This is a genomic window from Thiothrix sp. (assembly GCF_028714775.1).
Lineage (GTDB): Bacteria > Pseudomonadota > Gammaproteobacteria > Thiotrichales > Thiotrichaceae > Thiothrix.
On the sequence record NZ_JAQTLS010000020.1, the window covers coordinates 26,603 to 48,541 of the forward strand.

A 21,939-nucleotide genomic window follows, 5' to 3' on the forward strand; every position below is an offset into this window, starting at 1 on the left:
ATGACAGCCAGTCACCCGATCCGGGAAATCCCTTACAACTACACTTCATTCTCCGACAAGGAAATCGTGTTGCGTCTATTGGGCGTGCGTGCGTGGGAGATTATACAAGGCTTGCGGGAAAAGCGTGAAACCGGCATTTCGTCCCGAATGTTGCTGGAAGTGTTGGGAGATATGTGGGTGGTGCTGCGCAATCCCTACATCCAAGACGATTTGTTGGAAAACCGTGACCGCCAGAAATCGCTCGTCGATACCTTGTGCGAGCGGGTCGGGAAGATTGAGGAACGTTCCAGAGGTAATCTGCTGACGTTGGAATTGGTGCAGATTGCGCGGCAAGCCGTGGATGGTTTTTCCACGACGTTCCACGAACAAGCGGAATTGCGCGATAAGGTGCGTAAGCGCCTGCAAAAAGTTACCGCGAAAGACAATATCCAGTTCGACGGCCTTGCCCGAGTTGCCCACGTCACGGATGCAACCGACTGGCGGGTGGAATTGCCCTTCGTGGTGCTGACGCCGGATACTGAAGAAGAAATGGCGGCACTGGTTGGGGCGTGCATTGAGTTGGGGCTGACCGTGATCCCGCGCGGGGGTGGTACGGGTTATACCGGCGGGGCAGTGCCCTTAGACGCCTTGAGTGCGGTGATCAATACCGAAAAGCTTGAGTTCATCAGTGCCGTCCAACACCGCAATGATTTGCCGGGTGTGGATAAAACGGTGGCAGTGGTGCGTACTGGCGCGGGGGTGATTACCCGCCGTGTGTCCGACCTTGCAGGCAAGCACGGGTTAGTGTTTGCGGTTGACCCAACTTCGCAGGATGCTTCCACCATTGGCGGCAATATCGCCATGAATGCAGGCGGAAAAAAGGCAGTACTGTGGGGTACGAGCCTCGACAACCTGCTGTCATGGCGCATGGTCACGCCGGATGCGGATTGGTTGGAAGTCACGCGCCTGAACCACAACCTCGGTAAAATCCACGACCAAGAAAATGTGCAATTTTCTGTGCAACGTTTCCACGCGGATGGCAAAACACTTAAAGGCGAAGCGCAAATCCTCAGCTTTGAGGGGCGTTATTTCCGCAAAGAAGGCTTGGGCAAAGACGTTACCAATAAGTTTCTGGGGGGCTTGCCGGGTATCCAGAAGGAAGGTTGCGATGGGCTGATCACCTCCGGCGAATTCATTTTGCACCGGATGCCCGACCAAATCCGTACCGTGTGTTTGGAATTTTATGGCACAGATTTGCACGAAGCGGTTCCGGCGATTGTGGAAATCAAGGATTACCTCGACGGGCGTAGCGATGTGTTGCTGTCCGGGCTTGAGCATTTGGACGAGCGTTACGTCAAGGCCGTGAAATACACCCCGAAAGGCGCTCGCGGGATGTTGCCGAAAATGGTGTTGCTGGCTGACATCGTGAGTGACGACGAAAAAGCGGTGGCGGAAGCGGCGGCAGAAGTGGTGCGCTTGGCGAATGCGCGTAATGCGGAAGGCTTCACCGCGATCAGCCCGCAAGCACGGCGGCAGTTCTGGGCTGACCGTTCGCGCACGGCTGCGATTGCGGCGCACACCAACGCCTTCAAGGTGAACGAAGACGTGGTAATTCCGCTGCGCAATTTGGCAGCGTATACCGAGGGCATCGAAACCATCAACATCCGCCAGTCGATGTTGAACAAAGTGCGCATGATTGACGGCTTGCTGGAATATCTGGCAGGTGAGTTGCCGGAATTACGCGCAGTGGCGGATTATGAAGCCAGCGCGGAACGCACGTCGATTTGGGCGAACAAGCTTGCCCATGCGGTGGATTACCTCCAGCAACGCAAGGCGCGTTGGGAGCAGATTTTAGCCGCGTTCAATGCGTCAGCGGCTGACCATCAGGATTTGCTGGATGCCACGGCGAAAGCGGCGCAGCGTCCGCAAGACCGGGTAATTGATTTGCTGTTGCGGCGGGATTTGCGCATTTCCTACCGTGCGGAAGTGGTGCGTCCTTTGCACGATATTTTTGCCGGGCGCGAACTGGAGCCGCTGTTGCAGGCGCTGGAAAAAATCCACGGCAAAATCCGTTCCGGGCGCTTGTTTATCGCGCTGCACATGCACGCGGGCGATGGCAATGTGCACACCAATATTCCGGTCAACTCCAACGATTACGCCATGTTGCACGAAGCCGAGCACATGGTGGATGAAATCATGGCGCTGGCACGGCGTTTGGATGGGGTCATTTCCGGCGAACACGGCATCGGTTTGACCAAGTTCCAGTATTTGGATGCGCGTGAAATCAATGAGTTTGCGGGTTATAAACAGCAGATTGACCCGCATGGGCATTTCAACAAGGGCAAGTTGCTGCCGGGTTCCGGTTTGCAGAATGCATATACGCCATCGTTGCGGTTGGTCGAGCGTGAAGCTTTGCTGTTGGAACACAATGAACTGGGCGCGTTGAACAACGACATCAAAGACTGTTTGCGTTGTGGCAAGTGCAAGCCGGTGTGCAATACGCACATCCCGCGTGCTAATTTGCTGTATTCGCCGCGTAATAAGATTTTGGCGACTGGGCTGATGATTGAAGCGTTTCTGTATGAGGAACAGACGCGGCGTGGCATTTCCTTGCGCCATTTCGACGAAATGAATGACGTGGCGGATCACTGCACGGTGTGCCACAAATGCGTTACCCCGTGCCCGGTGAATATCGACTTCGGCAATGTCAGTGTGCGGATGCGCAGCATTTTGCTGGAACGCGGTAAGAAAAAGACCAGTCTGGTGACGTGGGCTTCCATGCAATTCCTCAATATGAAAGACCCGGATACCATCAAGCTGATGCGTATGGGGATGATCCAGTTTGGTTTTGCCGCGCAACGTTGGGCGCATAAGCTGGCGAAAAATGCCGGGCTGATCGGTACGGGCAAGCCGCCTGCTGCCACGCTGGGCAAGCCGCCGATTAAAGAGCAGATTATCCAGTTTATACGCAAGCCATTGCCTGCGGGGATTCCGGCGAAAACCACCCGTGCGATGTTGGGAGTGGAAGAGGGCAATGTGATCCCGATTATCCGCGATCCGGCTTTGCAGAATGGGCAGCGTGGGGAAGCGGTGTTCTATTTCCCCGGCTGTGGTTCGGAACGCCTGTTCAGTCAGGTAGGTTTGGCGACGCTGGCGATGCTGCATAAAACGGGTACAACCACGGTGTTGCCGCCGGGCTATTTGTGCTGCGGCTATCCGCAAAATGCGGGGGGAGATTTGAAGAAGGCTACGCAGATTTCTACCGAAAACCGCGTGCTGTTCCACCGCGTGGCGAATGCGTTGAGTTACCTCGACATCAAGACCGTGATCGTGTCGTGCGGCACGTGTATGGATCAGTTGCTGAAATACGAGTTCGGCAAGATTTTCCCCGGTTGCCGTTTGCTCGACATCCATGAGTACTTGCTGGAAAAGGGGCTGAAAATGGAAGGTGTGAGTGGGATGCAATACGTTTACCACGACCCTTGCCATTCACCGATGAAGCAGGTTAACCCGCTGAAAGTGACGCAGGAGCTGACAGGTTCTAACGTGGTGCTGAGCGAACGTTGCTGCGGGGAAGCGGGTACGTTTGCCGTGAGCCGCCCCGACATCGCCAGCCAGTTACGTTTCCGCAAGGCCGAAAGCCTCAAGGCAGGTATCAATGAACTGACCGGAACTGAGATGGTGAAGGACGCTAAGGTGAAAATCCTGACTTCCTGCCCGGCCTGCCAGCAAGGTTTGTCGCGCTACGCCGATGATACCGGCATGGAAACCGATTACATCGTGGTGGAAATGGCGAATTACTTGCTGGGTAAGGATTGGCAGAAAACTTTCATCGAGACTGCCACGCACGGCGGGATTGAGAAGGTGCTGCTTTAAGGTTCAGAAATGGGTGGATGATTTTCTTTCTGGCGTATCCAGTTGATGACTTTTAGGACGCCGGGACGTGTCACCATCCATTTCTCCACAGCAAATTTCCCCGGAAAATTCATGATTCCCAGCCCGATCAGGATGGTAATGATGCCTTGCCCCGGCAATACCAGCATGGCGATTCCGGCGAGCAAGACGGGCAAGCCCAGTAGGTTGCGGACGATGCTGCGGGGGTGCAGCAGTACGTGCCACGCATGGTGATCGCGCGGGAGAGTGAAGTAGTTAACCGGAATTTTGCCTAAGAACCACGGTAGCAATAGCAGCGATAAAACGAAAGTGACGGCGGAAAAAATGCCAAGCCAAACCAAAATATCGTTCAAAGAAAAACCCCATGCATGAATCATGGGGCTAATCCTAACAGGGACAGGGTAGGTTAAGGAACGAAACCCACCGATTTAAGGGGAATTTCCATCAAGTATCCGGGTTGGCCTTGATTTTATGGATGCTTAAATCCGCCCCATTGTATTCTTCTTCCTGTGTCAAGCGCAGCCCCAGTGTGGCTTTGAGGATGCCGTAGATCACAAAACCGCCAGCGGTGGCAATGCTGATGCCGATTAGTGTGCCGGTCAGTTGTGCGCCGAAACTGACACCACCGATACCGCCGAAGGTTTCCAGCCCGAAAATGCCTGCTGCAATACCGCCCCATGCGCCGCACAAACCGTGCAAAGGCCATACACCCAATACGTCGTCCACTTTCAGCTTATTTTGTGCCAGTGTGAAAGCCCACACGAACAACACACCTGCCACGCCGCCGACAAACAGCGCACCCAATGGATGCATCAGGTCAGAACCGGCACACACTGCCACTAAGCCAGCCAGCGGGCCATTGTGTACGAAGCCGGGGTCATTTTTGCCTGCAAACAGTGCCGCCAGAATGCCGCCAACCATTGCCATCAGCGAGTTAATCGCTACCAGTCCGCTGATGCCGCCGATTTTCTGTGCAGACATGACGTTAAAGCCGAACCAGCCAACCGCCAGTACCCACGAACCCAGCGCCAAGAAAGGGATGTTGGAAGGTGGGTGGGCCATCATTGGATGCCCTTGTTTGTTGTAACGCCCTTGCCGATGCCCCAATAGGATGACTGCGCCCAGCGCGATCCAGCCGCCCATTGCGTGTACCACTACGGAACCAGCAAAGTCATGGAACGCAAAGCCAAACATGCCTTTGAGCCAATCTTGTACGCCGTACAGGTTGTTCCAGATCATGCCTTCGTAGAAAGGGTAAACCAGCGCTACGATAATGAAGGTGGCAAAGAGTTGCGGGTAGAATTTCGCCCGTTCCGCAATCCCACCGGAAATGATCGCAGGGATTGCCGCCGCAAAGGTCAGCAGGAAGAAGAACTTAACCAGATCGTAACCATTATTCAGCGCCAGTGTTTTGGCATCGCCGAAGAAGTTAGTGTGGTAGGCAACCATGTAGCCGATGAAGAAATAGGCAATGGTGGAAACAGCAAAGTCCACAATGATCTTGACTAGCGCATTGACCTGATTTTTGTGGCGCACCGTGCCGACTTCCAGAAACGCGAAGCCTGCGTGCATTGCCAACACCATGACTGCCCCCATCAACACAAACAGGGTGTCTAAAGCGGGTACGATTTGCTCCATACGGGCATCCTCCAAACACTAAAGCAAAAGATGCACCATCATAAACACCTATAAGTTGAAGGCTAGGGGATGGCGCACAAAATGAGTGATTACTAAGGACTTTTTAAAAAATTACGGGCTATCACCAAGAAAAAATCACAATAGTTGTGCAAATAAGCACTATTGCACTTTTATAGTGCGTTTTGTGCACTATAAGTGGGGCGTTACCGGAGTTGCGCTTCGTCATGCAGCTTGCATGGCTTGCATCTATACTCATTAGTGGGATGTATCATTAAACGTGCAACGCGATAGTCATGGGAAGGATGAGTATGGATGCTGTATTGCGGGCAATTAAGCCTAACTATTTATCAATGCCAGATGTTTGCCTGTTCTTGGGTGGTTTACTGTGGGTGATGTCGTTGACCCAAGTCGTCTTCTACACCACGCACGGCTCAGTCATGGGCTATTGGGTGCTGGTAACGGGGTGGATGGGGTTCGCGCTGTTCCAATTTGCGTGGTACGCCAACTTGTTGCAATTGCTGGGGGTATTGCTGATGTACCGCCGTCCTAATTGGGCAATGTTGCTGGTGGTGGTGGCGGTGTTATTGGCGGGGCAATCCTTCTGGTTTGAAGACATTCCGGGGCAGCGGGATAATATGCATGTGGTGCAGTTAGGGGCAGGCTTCTGGCTGTGGTACGGCAGTATGGTGCTGATAACGTTGGGTGTGGTGTTTGGCTCAGGCGAAGGGGAAGCGCGTCCCCCCTCGGCCTGATACCCGCAAAACGGGTTATTGGGTATCAATCTTCGCCATCAGACCGAAAGATTTAATGAACGGACCTGCCATTGCAGGGTTCTTGATCATTGCACCGTAATCGCCCGTCTGGAATTTCAGCTTACCGAAAGTGTAGGCAGTGCCTAAACCAACCATGCCTAATGGGTCTTTCGTCCACTTCATCCAATCCTTGCGGTCGGCACGCATGTCCCAGTCTGGGGTTTCACCGTCATAGTCGCCTGCGCGGACGCATTCGCCGTTAATAACCACGAAAACACCCAGTGGTTTGGCTTCACCCTTGAGGCCGCAGGTAATCACGGAATTGAAACCGATGGCTGCCAGTTTGTCCTTAATGTCAGGCTCTGCATTCCACAGGTCTTTCAATTCGTTCATCCAATCAGCAGAAAAAAGTTGTGGCATGAGTTCTCTCCTTATGCGTGTTGCGAAATAACTGTTATTTGATGGGGATTTTAGCGTATTTCGCAAGCTCCACAAAGTAATAACGCACCTTTATCTGCATGGCATCCGCTGTGCGTCTGCCCGTATCTTGCCTACATCCCGGAACATATCGCTGGCTTGCTGCCGCTGCCCGGTTTTTGATGCATTAATTGCCCTGCTTTCCAGTGCTGCTGCGCGGTCGAGTAAGTTTTGGTGGGCTGCTTGGCATGTTACGCCGCCATTGCTGATCGGCGGATTGGCCGCAGGTGGAAAAGGCGGCCTGTTGCTGCGGAATACGGGGCTGGCATTAGGCGGTGCGGGTTGCGCCATGCGGTTTACTGACTGGCTATGGAAGACGGGTTGGGCAATCGGTAGGCGCAACCGTGGCAGGATCGGGCTATATTGGGGGGGCGTGGGTGGCACTGTCCTTGCAGCAAGTTGTGCTTGATTGCGTTGTCGCAGGTAATTCCGCCCCGGTGGCGGCAGTGGTGGTGGTCGGGTTGAGGTATTGGTGGTCGAGGCTGCTGAGCCACCGTAGCAGTAAAAGGATGTGGTGCAATCATCCGCCAGCGCAAAAGTGACTGGGAACAGGCTTATCACCAAAGCGATGGCTGCAAGGGGGAGGTGTCTTGTCTGCATAAGGCGTACTTCCTAAAGACACATGCCGTTATTGGCATCATGTGGATTAGGGGAGTGTAGCAGAGGCTATTGGCTTCAGATGTTTGATTTGTAAGCAAAAACAATAAAGCCCGCACGGTGGCGGGCTTTATCTTAGCCGGTAGCGGCTTTAGATGGCAGCGAGTGCTGCATCGTAGTCAGGCTCTTGAACAATTTCTGGCACTTGTTCAGTGTAAGCAACTTTGCCGTCCTTGATCACGACGACCGCGCGTGACATCAGGCCAGCCAGTGGGCTAGTGGTGATGGTGACGCCGTAAGCTTTACCGAAATCTGCATTACGGAAAGTGGACATGGAAACGACATTTTCCAGCCCTTCCGCGCCGCAGAAACGCCCAAGGGCGAATGGCAGGTCAGCAGAAATGCACAGTACCGCTACATTTGGGTTAGCGCTGGCAGTTTCGTTGAAACGGCGGGTAGATGCCGCGCAGATGCCGGTGTCGATGCTAGGGAAGATGTTCAGGATAACTGTTTTACCTGCGAAATCGCCTAAGCCAGCTTCAGACAGGTCAGTTTTGACCAGTGTGAAAGTAGGTGCATCAGTGCCGACGGCTGGCAGTGTGCCGATGGTTTCAATCGCGTTGCCTTGTAATGTAATCGTTGCCATTTGTTCGTGATCTCCTCAAAGAGTAAATTTTGTCTTATAGCTAATTTTGTGCGGCGCGTCAATGTCCACAACCGCCATGCGCGTGGACGTGTCCGTGGGCGATTTCTTCAGCAGTTGCGGCACGTACTTCCAGAATGCTTAGGTCAAAGGTCAGTGCCACGCCTGCCAGTGGGTGGTTGGCATCAATGGTAATGCTATCGCTATCTACCGCCGTGATGGTAATGACTTCAATGCCGCCATTGGTCTGTGCTTGGAACTGTGCGCCCGGCACGAGTTGTTCGGTGGGGACATCGCCAAACATTTCACGCGGGATTTGTTGGGTCAAGCGTTCGTCACGTTCGCCGTAAGCATCTGTGGGGGCAATATTGACTACCATGCTGTCGCTGGCTTGTTTGCCAGTCAGTGCATTTTCCAAGCCGGGGATAATATTGCTCGCGCCATGCAGGTACACGAAGGGATGGGAAGCGTCGGCCTGATCCAGAATGTCGCCTTGCCCATTGGTCAAGGTGTAGGTCATGGTGACGACGGAGTTTGCTGCGATTTGCATGAAAGTTCCTTTAAGTTGAGGGTCAAAGACATCCATTGATCGGTGGATTGTCGCGGTAATGTTGGTAGCGGTCGCCGCCGCTTGGTAGGTCTTTAAAGCGACGGTGTGTCCAGAGGTATTGCGCCGGAAATTCGCGTATCTGTTGCTCAATGATCGCGTTGATGCGCAAGGTGTCCTCGACTACCGATTCACTGGGGAAATGCTCCAGCTTCGGCAAAAACTGTAGCAGATAGCCAGTATCGGTACGCACGGTAAAGAATGGGATGACTTGCGCCCCACCCAGTTTGACTAAGCGGCTGGTGGCGGTATTGGTGGGGGTTTCCACGCCAAAAAACGGGATGAATAGGCTACCTTTGTGGTGAAAGTGCTGATCTTGTGCATACCATACGACATGCCCTTGTTGCAAGCTGCGAACCATTTCGCGAATGTGGTCACGGGGAATGGTTTTGTTGCAGTATTTTAGGCGCAACTTGGTTATTTGTTGTTCAATGACGGGATTTTGGTGGGGGCGATAGACGGCATGGGGATCAGGATGTTGTGTCGCCAGCAACCTTCCCGCCAGCTCTGTGCTGGTAAAATGTGCAGTGAGGAGGATGACACCGCTTTGTTGCAAAGCGCCATGTAAATGTTCGATGCCTTCAGTACGGGTAATTGCAACCAGTCGTTTTTCATCGCCCCACCAACTAATAGCGGCTTCCACAAAGCCTTTTCCCAGTGAAATAAAGTGTTCACGGTTCAGTTGGCGGCGCTGTTCTACAGGAAGTTCCGGAAATGCCAGTTCCAGATTGACGCAACTGATGAAGCGGCGTTTGCGCATGGCGTGGAACATCAATACTCCCAAGGCTTTGCCCAAGCCCATTTGGATGCGCCACGGCAGCTTGGCAATGAGCCATAGGACAGCCAGCCCTAACCACGTTGGCCAGTAGCGGGGATGCAGAAATTGGTTTTCAGTGATTTTTTCCACGTGCAGCTTCATACCTAAACAAGCGCCTTATGGTAAACTCTCCAGCCTGTTTTTTCCTGTTTTTGTGTAAAAATAACCATGAGTTTACAAATTCCCGCCTTTGAACAGGCGCACGTATTGGTATTGGGCGATGTCATGCTTGACCGTTATTGGTCGGGGGCGACTTCCCGCATTTCCCCGGAAGCACCTGTTCCGGTGGTGCATGTTAGCCAGAATGAGGAACGCCCCGGTGGTGCGGCAAACGTGGCATTGAATATTGCCAGCCTAGGCGGCAAGGTCAGCTTATTGGGCTATGTGGGTAACGATGAAGCGGGTAAATCGCTGGAAAAGGTTTTGCAGCAGCGCGGGGTAAGCACCCGTTTCATCGCGTTGGATCATGCCCCAACCATTACCAAGCTGCGCGTACTGAGCCGTCATCAGCAGTTAATTCGGCTGGATTTTGAGCAAGGTTTTGCCGGGCAAGATCATGTGGGTTTGCTGGAAGGTTTTCGTGCGTTGCTAGACAGCGTGGATGTGGTGGTGCTGTCCGATTACCGCAAAGGTACGTTGGAACGGGCGCAGGAGCTGATTGCATTGGCACGGGCGGCGGGCAAGCCAGTGGTGGTTGACCCCAAGGCCAAAGATTTTAGCGATTACCAAGGCGCGACCGTGATTACCCCCAATCTGGCGGAATTCCGCGATGCAGTGGGGGAATGGCAGGATGAGGCAGATTTGGTGCGGCGCGGTATGGGTTTGTTGGAATGCTGCGAACTGGGTAATTTGCTGATTACCCGCAGTGAACAGGGCATGACTTTGTTGCGGGCTGATGCAGAACCATTCAACCTGCCGACCCGTGCGCAGGAAGTCTACGATGTGACGGGTGCAGGCGATACGGTCGTTGCGGTATTGGCGGCAAGCATGGCGGCGGGTTTGCCCGTGGAACAGGCGATGGCATTGGCGAACCTTGCTGCTGGCATTGTGGTGGGGAAAGTGGGTACGGCAACCGTCAGTGTTCCCGAATTACACAAAGCCCTGAAAGCCCACCACGCGCAAGTGAAAGGCGTGGTCACGGAAGAACAGTTGTTGCTGGCAGTAACGGATGCCCGCATCCACGGCGAACGCATTGTTATGACCAATGGCTGTTTCGATATTTTGCACGTCGGACATGTGACGTATTTGCAAGAAGCCCGCAAGTTGGGTGATCGGCTGATTGTGGCAGTGAATACCGATGAATCCGTGCGCAAGCTCAAAGGCCCGACCCGTCCGGTCAATGCGATGGCAAACCGCATGAAAATGTTGGCGGCATTGTCGTGCGTCGATTGGGTGGTGGATTTCAGCGAAGATACCCCGGAACGTCTGATTTGCGCGGTCAAGCCGGATTTGCTGGTGAAAGGCGGCGACAATGACCCGCAAAAAATCCCCGGCAATCACTGCGTGTGGGATAACGGAGGTGATGTGGTGGTGGTGAGCTTCGTGGATGGGGTTTCCACCACCAGTACGATTGCCAAAATCCAGAATATGGAAAAAGAGTCATGCTGAACGTTGATGTCTTGATTGTTGGTGGTGGCATCGCTGGCCTGTGGCTGTTGGCGGAATTACGGGCAAAAGGTGTAAATGCACTGCTGGCAACAGATGAACTCGGCAAGGGGCAAACCATTGCTTCCCAAGGCATCATCCACGGCGGCACAAAATACGCGCTGACTGGCAAGCTCACGGGCGCAACGCTGGCAATTGGTGATATGCCACGTCTGTGGCGTACAGCACTCAATGGCGAAGGTGCAGTGGACTTAAGTCGTGTAAATATTTTGGCAGAATCGCAACTGCTGTGGACTTCCAGCGGCATAGGTTCGCGCCTGACCGGCTTTTTTGCCAGCAAAGCGATGAAAAGTCGCATGGAAGCCGTGCCGCACCAAGATTATCCCGAACTGTTCCAACACGCGGAGTTTCACGGTGGGCTTTACCGCTTGGATGAGCCTGTGTTGGATGTGCTGTCACTGCTGACAACCTTGCGGGAACAACTGGCGGAAGCCTTGGTGCAAGTCGATGTGGCGCAGTCGGGCTTGCAGCCAGTGGGCGAAACGTTTGCTTACCGGGCAGTATTGCCGGATGGTGGAACGCTCCTGATTGAAGCCGGACAGATTATTCTCACCGCAGGCGCAGGTAATGATGCACTACTTGCGCCATTGCATAGCCGCCCTCAAATGCAGCGCCGCCCTTTGCAAATGGTGATGATGCGCGGTGATATGCCGATGGTTTACGCCCATGCCCTCGGCATGAGCGACAAGCCCCGCGCCACCATTACCTCGCACAAAGATTCGCAGGGAAAAACCATCTGGTACATCGGTGGACAACCCGCAGAGCAAGGCGTGGGCAAGCCACCTGCGGATGTGATTGCCGCTACCCGCCACGAACTTGCCGAATTGCTACCGTGGGTTGATTTCAGCCATGCCGAATGGGCAACATGGAACGTTGACCGTGCCGAAGGTTGCCAACCCGACGGTAGCCGCCCCGACCAACCGATGTTTGCCCGTACTGCCAACGTCACTGTCGCATGGCCAACCAAGCTCGCTTTCGCCCCCATGTTAGCAACCCGCTTGCTGGAAACGTTACCACTAACCCGTGGTGAAACGGCATTGCCTAACCGTTTGCAGCTACCCCCCATCGCCACTGCTATCTGGAATCAAGTTGCATGGAACACGTATTAAGCCAGCGCCGCCCAGTTGCCAAAACAGGCATCGAAATCAGCCCATTGGGTCTCGGCACGGTCAAGTTTGGGCGCAACCAAGGAGTAAAATACCCACAAGGCTTTGAGTTACCTTCCGACAAAGAAGTGCGTGATCTGCTGGCGCTGGCCTTTGATTTTGGTATCAACTTGCTGGATACTGCACCTGCTTACGGCTTGAGCGAAGAACGGATCGGAAAATTGCTGCCCAATTCCCGCCACGATTGGGTGATCGAAACCAAAGTGGGGGAAAGTTTCATCGACGGCGAATCCAGCTTCGATTTCAGCGCAGCAGGTACGCGCAAGAGCGTGGAAAACAGCCTACGTTTACTGAAGACGGATTACCTCGATATGGTGTTGATCCATTCTGATGGCGATGATGAACGCATTTTTCGCGATGAAGCCGTGCTGGATACGTTGCTGGAAATGAAACGCGCTGGTTGGGTGCGGGCGGTGGGCATTTCCTCAAAAACGGTGGAAGGCGCGTTGCTGGCGTATAAGTTGGATTGCGATGTGGTGATGGCGGCGTACAATCCGGTTTACATTGAGGAATTACCTGTGCTGGAAGCAGCCGTTGCGCAGCAGCGGGCGGTGCTGGTGAAGAAAGCGTTTGCCAGCGGGCATTTGGATAAGCTGGGCAGCGCAAACCCGGTGGAACATGCGCTGGCGTTTATTTTTGCCCAAGCTGGGGCAACAAGTGTGGTGCTGGGGACAGTTAACCCGAAGCATTTGCGGGAGAATGTGGCGGTGGCGCATGACATTTTCGCTGATATGCTGCCAACGCCTCGTCAACGCTAATATCGGCAACATGCTTGCTGGGTGCTTGTAATAAGGCATGGGGAACACCCCACGGTCGCCATTGCGTGGTGCTTGATTCGCCAAAAAAACACACCATCGGTTTGCCTAATCCAGCCGCAATATGCATCGCGCCACCATCGCTGCAAATAAAATGGTCACACAGGTCAATGCCAGCAATCAGTTCCCGCAGCTCGCTGGTGGCTAGCGGTAATACGGGAATACCTGCCAATTGCGCAACAATCCGCTGTGCTTTTTGGTCATCCCCCGGATGACGCGGGTTGTTTTCATTCCCCGGTGCCCAAAACAGCAGGAATTGCGCTTGGTATTCTTCATGCAACCGTTTGATCAGTGACGTGAAATTTTCTTCAGGCCAACGTTGGCTGGGCTTGCGTGAACTGATGTGGATGCCGATGGTCAAGCGCGGCTGGTACCACGCTTGTGCTTGCAGGTTTACCCGCTGTTGTTGCAGACATTGCGGGTCGGGGCGTAACACGAGGGAGGAATCTGCCGGGGAAATGCTCAGCGGTTGTAGCAGTAGCAAGGTTCGTTGCACTTCATGCAGATCGGTAGCCGTGGGTGTGGGAACGCCTAAGGTAATTTCTGGGATGTTCTGCCCATCATCAGGCATCAGGCTCAATATTTGCTTAGGATTAACGCTGCTTGCCAGCTTCAGCGCCTGTTTGGAAAATACGCCGCTCGCCAGTATCGCTAAATCATAGTGTTTGCGTCGTAGCGTGAAGGTGAGTTTGAGGCGTTGCCAGTAAACCCCCAGCAGGCTTTGCCCCGGTTCGCGGTGTTTGCCTTTGGTGTAGGCGTAAACATGATTGATGTCGGGGTTGTGTTCAATAGCTTGGAAATTGTAGCTGTTGACCAACACATCCAGTTCTGCCATTGGGTAGTGGGTGCGGAGGGCGTGGATCAGCGGGGTAGTGCAGATCAGGTCGCCGATGTTGTCGCGGCGGATGATGAGGATGCGCTTCATGTCGTTAATCATTTGCTGAGTTTTCCATCCACGGCAGGGTGTTTTTGACCCGCTCGGTGAAAGTATCTAGTGAGAAACGTTGCAGGTGGGTTTGTTCCTGTGCGGGCTGCGGGTGCGGTTTTGTGCCGTTTTGAATAGCTAGTAACAAGGTCTTGAGGTGTTTGCCGCCATCTTGGCGCGGATCAGTGAACAGGTAGCCTGTTTTGCCATCCAGTACCGTTTCGCGGAATGGCAGTGCATCCACCGCTAACACGGGCAGGTTGCAATATTGGGCTTCGATCACGTTTAACCCCAAGGCTTCTTTTTCTGGTAATCCCGTGAGCAAAAAATCCAGTTGCGCATAAACGTCAGCGACATGGTGCTGATGCCCCCAGAAACGCACCCGTTCGGCAAGCGGGCGCAATGCCTGTTTCAAATCGCGTACCGAAGCGTAACCGCCACTGCCAAAAATTTCGATATTAAGGTCGGGAATATCCGCCAAAGCGGGCGCAAGGTGTTCAAATAGCAGTGGAAATTGCTTGATCGGAGTAAGCCTTGAAACAATGCCTACCGTTAGTCCCGGTTTTTTGCGGAAAACCGGGCGGCTGCGAAAGGGTTTAACCAGTGGTTCTAACCATGACAGCAAGCGGTCGCGCCCTTTGCGCTTGTCCCAGTCGTAGTAGGAATGCTGGGTAATGTTCATTTCTGTGCGCTGCATCCGCGCCAGTGCCGCCACGCCATACCAAGGTTCAGGGTACGCCTGTTTCACCCCCGCATCATGCAGGCTGTTGATCACGTATTGGGATACCCCGATGACACCATCGTAGTTTTCAAAAGCCTTGGGATCACGTCCGTACAGCGGCATGTGCGCAATGCCTACCAATCGATGTCCTGCCGCTTTCAATGCCCGCCGCCATGTAGGGGGCGTTGAGCCGTGGGTCAGCAATAGTGACGGTGAAGCGAGTGCTTGCAGTAGCGAGGGCAAATCTGGTTGGATAGCTTGCAGCGTGGTCTGTGGTAAATTGAATTGCTGCCAGAACGGGGCATCCGGGTGAACCAGCAGGGTATGGGGGACACCAAGCCGCCCTAATGCTTGGCAAAGGAAATCAGTATATACTTCTCCTCCGCCGAATTGCTGTTGCAGATTGAGCTGGTACAGTGGCCGCATGGTTATTGTGTCGCTGGTCAGTGATGGCGGGCTATTCTACCGTTTTTAACCGTTTCCACCAAGGCTTGTAACGCACCATGCAGTCCTTCCGGCTCGCCATCGTCCGCCAACACTACCGTCCTGACGGGGGCGCGGAACGTATTATCCAGCGCATGTTGGATGGTTTCGGGCGATCGTTGGATGTCAGCATCGTTACGCAGGGTTGGCAAGTGCCAGCGGATTCTGGGCTGCAAGTCATTCCGGTACGCAAGCGCGGTTGGTCACGCAGTAGCCGCTTCCGGCATTTTGTAACGGATGTGCAAGCCGTATTGCTGCAACAGCGGTTTGATTTGGTGCAATCGCATGAGCGCGTTCCCGGCTGCCAGGTTTACCGGGCGGGGGATGGGGTACATGCGGAATGGTTGCGCATCCGTGCGGAATACCAACTGGGAACGTTGGGGCGTTGGTGGCAAGGTGTTGACCCGTTTCATCGGGCGGTGTTGGCGGCTGAAGCGGATATGTTTGCCCATTCTGCTTTGCAGAAAGTGGTGTGTATTTCAGAACGGGGGAGGCAAGATATATTGCGTCACTACCCCATGGTTGATCCAGGCAAATTGGTGTTGGTCTACAATGGGATAGATCTGGAAAAACATATGCCTTCTCCACTTGATGTGCAAGCGCGTGTGAAGGTGGCGTGGGGTTATGCGGCTGTAACCCCAGTAGCGATGTTTGTGGGGTCTGGTTTTGAACGTAAGGGTTTGGCGGTTTTATTACAGGCATTGGCTCAAACTACGGATTGGCATTTGGTGGTAGTAGGGAAGGATAAATACCAGCGGAATTTTGAACGTGCAGCGCAACAGTTAGGTATCGCTTCAAGGGTAAGGTTTGTCGGAATGCAAACAAACATGAATGAGTGCTATGCTCTGGCAGACTTGTTGGTACATCCGGCTTGGTATGAGCCGTTTGGTAATGTGGTATTGGAGGCAATGGCGCATGGGCGTGGTGTACTTGTTTCCAGTCAGTGCGGTTCTGGTGAGTTAGTGAGGGATGGGCAGAACGGGTATGTTTTTCATGCTGGCGATGCACAACAGCTTGCCAGCCTGCTGGAAAGCTGCAAGGATCGTACCGTATTGGAAACATTAGGGGCAGATGCCCGTAGAACAGCCGAGCAATACCCTATAGCGCGAATGGTGGGTACATTGGTTGATACTTATCGTTCGTTATTGGCAGGAATCTGATGGGGATACAACGACGCTTACGCATTTTACATACAGAATCTTCTTGTGGTTGGGGTGGGCAAGAAATCCGTATCTTGAACGAAGCCGCAGGTTTTATTGGGCGTGGACATCAAGTCGAATTAGTTTGTGCTCCACAGGCGGAAATCTATGAAGCGGCTGTTGCCCGTAGCATTCCTGTCCATACGTTGCCTATTGTGAAAAAGCGTTTGTCTGGTTTGTGGGCGGTGCGGCAATGGTTGGTCGATCATCAAGAACGTTTTGACCTGATTAATGCCCATAGCTCTACCGATAGTTGGTTATTTGCATTAGCGAATGCATCATTGCCTAAACCATTGCCGATGGTACGTACTCGTCATGTCTCAACAGCCGTGAATCCTTCATGGTCAACCCGTTGGTTATATCAGTCTGCCACCCAACATATCGTGACCACTGGTGAGCGTTTGCGCCAATATTTGGCATCCCAAAATGGATTTGTTTTGGAGCGGATGACATCAGTGCCAACAGGCATTGATCCTAGCCTCTTTCAGCCACTAGAGAAGCATGTTTGCCGCCAAAAATTAGGTTTGCCAGAAGATGATTTTTTGTTAGGCATCGTAGCAACATTGCGGAGCTGGAAAGGGCATGTTTATTTATTTGAGGCACTGGCATCTTTGCAAGCGAATTGTCCTGACTGCCGCTTGATTGTAGTTGGGGATGGGCCTCATGAGCTAAAACTACGCCAAAAGCTCGGAGAGTTAGGTATTGAAGAACGTGTTATATTTGTGGGGCGACAAAGTAATGTGGCTGAGTGGTTAAATGCATTTGACCTATTTTGTTTGCCATCTTACGGAGAAGAGGGAGTTCCGCAGTCTATTTTACAAGCAATGGCGTGTGCTTTGCCAGTGGTATCTACACCAATTGGTTCTATTTCTGAAGCAGTATTGGATGGGCAAACGGGAGTGCTTGTCCCTGCACGTGATTCGGTGTGTTTGGCAGATGCAATTCAAACACTTTATGTTGATCCGCTAAAACGTCGGGCAATGGGTCTGGCAGGTTTGATACACTTTAAATCAACCTTTAGTTTTACTCAAATGTTGGATAAAATGGAACAAGTATTTTATCAGGTATTGGATGAGAATGAGAATGACTATGGCAGGTAGTCGTTTGTGGGGGCGAATTTTGATTACTGGCATGGCTTTGTGGCAGTTGCCTGCAAAATTATGGCGTAAACGGCCTACTCAAGTTAATAATGTTCTCGTGCTAAGCCATTTATTACTTGGCGATACGTTGATGTTAACGCCATTGCTGAAAAAAATTCATAAGCAGTATCCATTTGCCGCCATTACTTTAGGATGCGCTGAGTCAATTGTGCCATTATATGTGACCCATCCTTATGGTGTGAAAGCAATTGGCTTTAATCCCCGTTTCGTTACTACGGTTGTTCGGCTTGTTTGGCATTGTCGTGGGCATGACTTGACATTTGTTCCTGGTGATAATCGTTGGTCATGGCTTGCATTGGCGATGGGAAGCCGTTGGATCGTGGGATTTGAAGGAGATACAAGATGGAAGAACTGGCCAATTAATGAATTGCGTAAATTTCCATTAAACCGCATGGCGTGGGGAGATTTGATGGCTACCTTATCCGGTGGTGAGGTGGAAAGTTTTTATGATCCTGTTGATTGGCTCGCTCCATCTTGTCAATCATTTGTTTTACCCATCCGCCCTTATGTAGTGTTGCACTTAGGCGCTAGTAAACCTCACAAATATTGGTCAGCTTTGAATTGGAATAATACTGCGTCTTGGATACGTGAAAAAGGTATGCAAGTGGTGTGGAGTGGGGGGTGTAGTGAGTTACATTTGTTGGAAGGTATTCACCAAGAAACTGCCGATATTAACTACATGGGTAAATTGGATTTGGCACAGCTTTGGCGATTACTTGAACGCGCGCAAGCATTGGTCTGCCCCGATACAGGAATTGCGCATTTAGGCAGATTGACAAATACACCGACTGTTGCTTTATTTGGTCCAGGTTCACCATTGATTTCTGGTGCTGGTGAATTTTGGCGAAATAGCCCTTTTGTTGCTTTGTGGGATGAAAATATTTCTTGTCGAGATATGACGCGATTATTTCGACGTGAGATTCCATGGGTAAAACATTGCTTACGTGGCTTGCGGGAGTGTCCTGATCCACATTGCATGAAGAATGTGGCAGCTAAAAATGTTATTAACGCATTATATGAATTTCTGTTTCAAAAGACGTTGTATGAAGCAAGCTAAGGATGTAATTGTATGAAATCAGGTCGCGCACCAAAAATTCTAATCATTAGACGAGAAAACATAGGTGATTTGGTTTGCACAACGCCACTAATTAGTATGTTGCGAAATGGATTTGATAAACCTTATATTGCTTGTTTGGTTAATGTTTATAATGCTCAGGTTCTTGAGGGGAATACAGATATTGATGATGTGTTTTTCTATAAACAGAATCGACATCAAGAAGGTAAAAGTGATTTTATTCGAGGGATTTTGAAGGGATTGTTAATATATTTGAAGCTCTTGTTTAAGAATTTTGATTATGTTGTTGTCGCGACTACGCACTATCCAAGTAAAACAATGCGTTTGGTGAAGTCGATTTTTCCTAGAAAAATTATAGCTTTTGTTGGCGATAATGATCCTTGCGCTAAATATGTTGATATTCCTGTAAAATATAGAAGAGAAAATAAGCATATTGTAGAGGAATTGGTGAGTTTGGCGTTTCCTTTGGTTGGTGATGTGTCAATTTCAAATATGAAATTGTTTCCAGAGAAGGATGCCTTAAGTAAAGCGGATTCATTATTTAAAAGTAAAAAAATGATTTGTCCTATTATAGGAATTCACATTAGCTCAAGACGTGAGTCACAACGATGGTCAGTAGAATCGTTCAAAAAGTTGATTCGCGAGCTATATGATCTTTATGGGTATAGTTTCGTTCTTTTTTGGTCTCCGGGAAACGAGTCTAATCGTTTGCATCCGGGGGATGATAACAAAGCTAAAGCCATACTGAGTGAAATGGATGATCTGCCTTTGATTGGCTATGAAACTACAGAGTTAAGGGATCTGATAGCAGGTATATCGTTATGCAACTCTTTCATTTGTTCAGATGGTGGAGCCATGCATATAGCAGCCGCATTAGGAAAGCCTACGGTGGCACTATTTGGTGTGGCTGATGCATCTCGTTGGTATCCTTGGGGAGTTCCTCATGTTGTGCTTCAAACGGGTAGTAGAGAAGCTTGTGATGTTTCAGTTCAGATGGTGGTTAATGCTTATAGTAGCATTGTGCCGAAGCCACAAATGAAGGGAGAGTTATAAATTTGGAGAATAACTATGAATAGCGGGTTGTCAGTTATCCTGCCGATTTACAACGTTCAAGCCTATTTGCCTGTCTGTTTAGACAGCCTAATGGCACAAACGGTTCAGCCAGATGAAATCATTGCTGTTGACGATGGCTCTACTGATAATTCTCCTCAAATTCTTGCTGATTACGCTTTACGTATGCCTAATTTAAAAGTTATTCGCCAAGAGAATGCTGGTCAATCTGTTGCTCGGAATACAGGACTCGATGTGGCTAGTGGAGAGTTTGTGGCTTTTGTTGATGCAGATGACTTTGTTGCACCAGACCTTTATGATAAAGGCCTGCGATATATGCGAGATGAACGGCTTGAAATACTTCTATTCAATGGAGTGTATTATTTTGAAGGGCGTAAACCAGATTGTTTAATTTATCCGAATGCTGATGCAGTATCAGGCTTATCTGGAGAAGATTGGTTGCTTAAACACTTAAAAGTGGATAGGTTGCTGCATTATGTTGTTATACATATATATCGACGTAAATTTCTTAAAGATAATTGTTTTCGATTTGTTCCTGGGTTGATTTATGAGGATGTTCTCTGGACGACACAAGTATTATTGGCTGCTAAGCACGTGTGTTATGATTCTACACCTTTTTATTACTATCGGATTTCTGTCCGAAAATTTTCTGTAGAAGAGAAGGCGCGTCAAGTAAGAAAAATTATTGATAGTAGTGTTTTTAATGTGCAATCTTTGGCGAAGATCGCTAAAAATGCGCATAGATGTTCTTTGAGGACATTATTGCAGGCACAGTTGGTTGATGGTGCTTTTTCGGTTTTTCATAAACTTAAACAATTGCCTAAGCCTGAAGCTAAACAACGTTTACGTATATTACGTAAAGAAGGGTTTTTTAAGTTATTATGGAGTAATGCTCATGGGTTTACTCAGCATCGGCGCATTATTCGTTATTGGTTGTATTCGTTGGTAGTGAAATGATAAAGAGTTTTTTTAATCCAGTATATTGGATGGGGTCTGTTTGGTTGTCTGGTTGGATTGCTTCGCGTGGTATCCCTGATGTTGGTATGTGGCGTACTGTATTTTTGGTTGTCGGTATTTTGCATTTGATTATGCTGGCAAGGCGTTCTATGTCGCCTATTACATGGCCTCGGTTTAATGTTGAAGTTGCGGTGTTAGTTGTACTTACGCTTTGGTTGCTTTTACAGTCGGCTTTTATTTCTTCAACCCCATCAGCTTCTTTAGCCGAGTTGGGTGATGAGTGGGGGAAATGGTTATTGACTGTGGTTATTGCTATTTGGATGGTATTAAAAGTTTTTAGTTCGGAAGGCCGTGCAAATTGGCTAATTGTCGGTTTGTTTTTTGGGTGCTTTATTCATGTTATCTCAACCGTTGCATATCAAATTTGGAGTTATTTTTATTCTGGAAATTTAATGCTGGGGAATAGCTTTCTTGGGAATTATGGGTATGCATCTCCTTTTGTTACGGGTGCATTATCTTTTTTGATGGCTGAAGTTGTATTGCGTTTTAATGATAAACAATGGTTGCCTTTTTCTAATCAATGGCTTGTATTTATATTTTTTTCAACCTTGGTTGCATTGGGAGTATTGAATGCTAAGGCAGCAGTGGTTGGATCCGTTGTCTTATTTCTTGCTTCTGCAATATTTGTGGTTATATCATTAAAATCAATGCGACAGGGGGTATTGTTATTTGCGGGTGCGGTATTTGTACTAATTGTGAGTGTAACATGGAATAATCGTTGGCATGGCACATCAGATTCTATTGTTGCAGTTATTAATTCACCAATAGACTTCCAGACATTCACTGGTGCTAGTGATCCAAGTGCTATGGTTAATCAAATGGAGGCGTCGTCTTATCTTCGAGCTATGTGGGTAAAGATAAGTTTAAATGGTATCGCTAAACATCCATTTGGATTGGGATATGGTTCTGATGCATTTGGGCGTTTTGTCGTTGAGTTAGGTGGCCCCAAAGGAGTAGTTAGTAGTCACAGTGGATGGTTGGATTTTGCTTTGGCAAATGGCATTATTGGCTTGGGATTGTTATTGTTGTTATTTTTATTAATTATGCGTCGTGGATGGTTGTCGTATCAAATTGGTGATGCAACTGGTTTGGTTTTACTGTTCTTTGTGCTTAATTTTTGTGTGCGTAGCTTGCTTGACGGACATATGTATGGTTCACGTTTTATTGGTTTTGCTTTTGTTACAGCGATTCTATGGGGTTTGGCTGTGGTAAGCCAAGAAAATAATCGCGGAGTGTAA

Annotated in this window: 20 protein-coding genes; 11 read left to right on the forward strand and 9 right to left on the reverse strand. The window is 50.4% G+C overall.

All coding sequences use genetic code 11. The features are described from left to right. Nucleotides 1-3,855 (forward strand): DUF3683 domain-containing protein, encoded by a 3,855-nt coding sequence (locus PHE17_RS16530; protein WP_301017008.1) that lies wholly within the window; start codon nt 1-3, stop codon nt 3,853-3,855. Here the strand turns inward: PHE17_RS16530 and PHE17_RS16535 are convergent. Together PHE17_RS16535 and PHE17_RS16540 are read right to left on the reverse strand one after the other, a co-directional pair. Then, entirely contained in the window at nt 3,852-4,250 is a 399-nt protein-coding gene (locus PHE17_RS16535) for a PGPGW domain-containing protein (RefSeq protein ID WP_301017009.1), read from the reverse strand. The two genes, PHE17_RS16530 and PHE17_RS16535, sit on opposite strands and share 4 nt — an antisense overlap. Before the next feature lie 67 nt (nt 4,251-4,317). Continuing rightward, the gene (locus tag PHE17_RS16540; protein WP_301017010.1) at nt 4,318-5,511 is read right to left on the reverse strand and encodes an ammonium transporter; all 1,194 of its coding nucleotides are present in this window, start codon (nt 5,509-5,511) and stop codon (nt 4,318-4,320) included. 308 nt (nt 5,512-5,819) lie between these two features. On the opposite strand from PHE17_RS16540, the gene PHE17_RS16545 reads away from it, so the two are divergent. Then, nucleotides 5,820-6,263 carry a hypothetical protein gene (locus PHE17_RS16545; RefSeq protein WP_301017011.1) on the forward strand — a complete coding sequence of 148 codons (444 nt, stop codon included), beginning with the start codon at nt 5,820-5,822 and terminating at the stop codon, nt 6,261-6,263. Nucleotides 6,264-6,278: 15 nt separating this feature from the next. On the opposite strand, the gene PHE17_RS16550 is transcribed toward PHE17_RS16545, so the two are convergent. The 5 genes from PHE17_RS16550 to lpxL all read right to left on the reverse strand — a co-directional run bounded on the left by PHE17_RS16550 (nt 6,279) and on the right by lpxL (nt 9,506). Next, nucleotides 6,279-6,683 (reverse strand): SCP2 sterol-binding domain-containing protein, encoded by a 405-nt coding sequence (locus tag PHE17_RS16550; RefSeq protein ID WP_301017012.1) that lies wholly within the window; start codon nt 6,681-6,683, stop codon nt 6,279-6,281. 90 nt (nt 6,684-6,773) lie between these two features. Further along, nucleotides 6,774-7,340 (reverse strand): hypothetical protein, encoded by a 567-nt coding sequence (locus PHE17_RS16555; RefSeq protein ID WP_301017013.1) that lies wholly within the window; start codon nt 7,338-7,340, stop codon nt 6,774-6,776. 148 nt (nt 7,341-7,488) lie between these two features. Continuing rightward, nucleotides 7,489-7,983 carry a thiol peroxidase gene (tpx, locus tag PHE17_RS16560; protein WP_301017014.1) on the reverse strand — a complete coding sequence of 165 codons (495 nt, stop codon included), beginning with the start codon at nt 7,981-7,983 and terminating at the stop codon, nt 7,489-7,491. A 58-nt stretch (nt 7,984-8,041) separates the two neighbouring features. Then, the gene (locus PHE17_RS16565; protein WP_301017015.1) at nt 8,042-8,530 is read right to left on the reverse strand and encodes a peptidylprolyl isomerase; all 489 of its coding nucleotides are present in this window, start codon (nt 8,528-8,530) and stop codon (nt 8,042-8,044) included. A gap of 22 nt (nt 8,531-8,552) precedes the next feature. Continuing rightward, a complete protein-coding gene (gene lpxL, locus PHE17_RS16570) occupies nt 8,553-9,506 on the reverse strand; it encodes an LpxL/LpxP family Kdo(2)-lipid IV(A) lauroyl/palmitoleoyl acyltransferase (RefSeq protein ID WP_301017016.1) in 954 nt (317 codons plus the stop codon). Nucleotides 9,507-9,572: 66 nt separating this feature from the next. On the opposite strand from lpxL, the gene hldE reads away from it, so the two are divergent. Genes hldE through PHE17_RS16585 form a run of 3 tightly spaced genes read left to right on the forward strand, consistent with a single transcriptional unit; the run spans nt 9,573 to nt 12,993 of the window. After that, a complete protein-coding gene (gene hldE / locus PHE17_RS16575) occupies nt 9,573-11,012 on the forward strand; it encodes a bifunctional D-glycero-beta-D-manno-heptose-7-phosphate kinase/D-glycero-beta-D-manno-heptose 1-phosphate adenylyltransferase HldE (RefSeq protein ID WP_301017017.1) in 1,440 nt (479 codons plus the stop codon). Next, complete coding sequence (locus PHE17_RS16580; protein WP_301017018.1) at nt 11,006-12,178, forward strand: FAD-dependent oxidoreductase; 1,173 nt, start codon at nt 11,006-11,008, stop codon at nt 12,176-12,178. Before hldE ends, PHE17_RS16580 begins: the two co-directional genes overlap by 7 nt. Then, the gene (locus PHE17_RS16585; protein WP_301017019.1) at nt 12,163-12,993 is read left to right on the forward strand and encodes an aldo/keto reductase; all 831 of its coding nucleotides are present in this window, start codon (nt 12,163-12,165) and stop codon (nt 12,991-12,993) included. The genes PHE17_RS16580 and PHE17_RS16585 overlap by 16 nt, the downstream gene beginning before the upstream one ends. On the opposite strand, the gene PHE17_RS16590 is transcribed toward PHE17_RS16585, so the two are convergent. Both PHE17_RS16590 and PHE17_RS16595 read right to left on the reverse strand, forming a co-directional pair. Then, nucleotides 12,911-13,987 (reverse strand): glycosyltransferase family 9 protein, encoded by a 1,077-nt coding sequence (locus PHE17_RS16590; protein WP_301017020.1) that lies wholly within the window; start codon nt 13,985-13,987, stop codon nt 12,911-12,913. The genes PHE17_RS16585 and PHE17_RS16590 overlap by 83 nt on opposite strands. Then, nucleotides 13,980-15,122, reverse strand: a complete 1,143-nt coding sequence (locus PHE17_RS16595) for a glycosyltransferase family 4 protein (protein WP_301017021.1) — start codon at nt 15,120-15,122, stop codon at nt 13,980-13,982. The genes PHE17_RS16590 and PHE17_RS16595 overlap by 8 nt, the downstream gene beginning before the upstream one ends. A gap of 77 nt (nt 15,123-15,199) precedes the next feature. Here PHE17_RS16595 and PHE17_RS16600 point away from each other — a divergent pair, with 77 nt between their 5' ends. The 6 genes from PHE17_RS16600 to PHE17_RS16625 are packed head-to-tail and all read left to right on the forward strand — an operon-like array spanning nt 15,200 to nt 21,939. Beyond that, nucleotides 15,200-16,339, forward strand: coding sequence for a glycosyltransferase family 4 protein (locus PHE17_RS16600; protein WP_301017022.1), 1,140 nt, complete (start codon nt 15,200-15,202; stop codon nt 16,337-16,339). Next, nucleotides 16,339-17,478, forward strand: coding sequence for a glycosyltransferase family 4 protein (locus PHE17_RS16605; RefSeq protein ID WP_301017023.1), 1,140 nt, complete (start codon nt 16,339-16,341; stop codon nt 17,476-17,478). The genes PHE17_RS16600 and PHE17_RS16605 overlap by 1 nt, the downstream gene beginning before the upstream one ends. Then, the gene (locus PHE17_RS16610; RefSeq protein WP_301017024.1) at nt 17,462-18,595 is read left to right on the forward strand and encodes a glycosyltransferase family 9 protein; all 1,134 of its coding nucleotides are present in this window, start codon (nt 17,462-17,464) and stop codon (nt 18,593-18,595) included. Before PHE17_RS16605 ends, PHE17_RS16610 begins: the two co-directional genes overlap by 17 nt. A 12-nt stretch (nt 18,596-18,607) precedes the next feature. Continuing rightward, nucleotides 18,608-19,666 carry a glycosyltransferase family 9 protein gene (locus tag PHE17_RS16615; RefSeq protein WP_301017025.1) on the forward strand — a complete coding sequence of 353 codons (1,059 nt, stop codon included), beginning with the start codon at nt 18,608-18,610 and terminating at the stop codon, nt 19,664-19,666. A gap of 15 nt (nt 19,667-19,681) precedes the next feature. Continuing rightward, complete coding sequence (locus tag PHE17_RS16620; RefSeq protein ID WP_301017026.1) at nt 19,682-20,641, forward strand: glycosyltransferase; 960 nt, start codon at nt 19,682-19,684, stop codon at nt 20,639-20,641. After that, a complete protein-coding gene (locus PHE17_RS16625) occupies nt 20,638-21,939 on the forward strand; it encodes an O-antigen ligase family protein (protein WP_301017027.1) in 1,302 nt (433 codons plus the stop codon). Before PHE17_RS16620 ends, PHE17_RS16625 begins: the two co-directional genes overlap by 4 nt.

Coding starts and splice junctions, on each gene's coding strand:
- PHE17_RS16530 (WP_301017008.1), top strand. CDS start 1: ATGACAGCCAGTCACCCGATCCGGGAAATCCCTTACAACTACACTTCA.
- PHE17_RS16535 (WP_301017009.1), bottom strand. CDS start 4,250: ATGATTCATGCATGGGGTTTTTCTTTGAACGATATTTTGGTTTGGCTT.
- PHE17_RS16540 (WP_301017010.1), bottom strand. CDS start 5,511: ATGGAGCAAATCGTACCCGCTTTAGACACCCTGTTTGTGTTGATGGGG.
- PHE17_RS16545 (WP_301017011.1), top strand. CDS start 5,820: ATGGATGCTGTATTGCGGGCAATTAAGCCTAACTATTTATCAATGCCA.
- PHE17_RS16550 (WP_301017012.1), bottom strand. CDS start 6,683: ATGCCACAACTTTTTTCTGCTGATTGGATGAACGAATTGAAAGACCTG.
- PHE17_RS16555 (WP_301017013.1), bottom strand. CDS start 7,340: ATGCAGACAAGACACCTCCCCCTTGCAGCCATCGCTTTGGTGATAAGC.
- tpx (WP_301017014.1), bottom strand. CDS start 7,983: ATGGCAACGATTACATTACAAGGCAACGCGATTGAAACCATCGGCACA.
- PHE17_RS16565 (WP_301017015.1), bottom strand. CDS start 8,530: ATGCAAATCGCAGCAAACTCCGTCGTCACCATGACCTACACCTTGACC.
- lpxL (WP_301017016.1), bottom strand. CDS start 9,506: ATGAAGCTGCACGTGGAAAAAATCACTGAAAACCAATTTCTGCATCCC.
- hldE (WP_301017017.1), top strand. CDS start 9,573: ATGAGTTTACAAATTCCCGCCTTTGAACAGGCGCACGTATTGGTATTG.
- PHE17_RS16580 (WP_301017018.1), top strand. CDS start 11,006: ATGCTGAACGTTGATGTCTTGATTGTTGGTGGTGGCATCGCTGGCCTG.
- PHE17_RS16585 (WP_301017019.1), top strand. CDS start 12,163: ATGGAACACGTATTAAGCCAGCGCCGCCCAGTTGCCAAAACAGGCATC.
- PHE17_RS16590 (WP_301017020.1), bottom strand. CDS start 13,987: ATGATTAACGACATGAAGCGCATCCTCATCATCCGCCGCGACAACATC.
- PHE17_RS16595 (WP_301017021.1), bottom strand. CDS start 15,122: ATGCGGCCACTGTACCAGCTCAATCTGCAACAGCAATTCGGCGGAGGA.
- PHE17_RS16600 (WP_301017022.1), top strand. CDS start 15,200: ATGCAGTCCTTCCGGCTCGCCATCGTCCGCCAACACTACCGTCCTGAC.
- PHE17_RS16605 (WP_301017023.1), top strand. CDS start 16,339: ATGGGGATACAACGACGCTTACGCATTTTACATACAGAATCTTCTTGT.
- PHE17_RS16610 (WP_301017024.1), top strand. CDS start 17,462: ATGACTATGGCAGGTAGTCGTTTGTGGGGGCGAATTTTGATTACTGGC.
- PHE17_RS16615 (WP_301017025.1), top strand. CDS start 18,608: ATGAAATCAGGTCGCGCACCAAAAATTCTAATCATTAGACGAGAAAAC.
- PHE17_RS16620 (WP_301017026.1), top strand. CDS start 19,682: ATGAATAGCGGGTTGTCAGTTATCCTGCCGATTTACAACGTTCAAGCC.
- PHE17_RS16625 (WP_301017027.1), top strand. CDS start 20,638: ATGATAAAGAGTTTTTTTAATCCAGTATATTGGATGGGGTCTGTTTGG.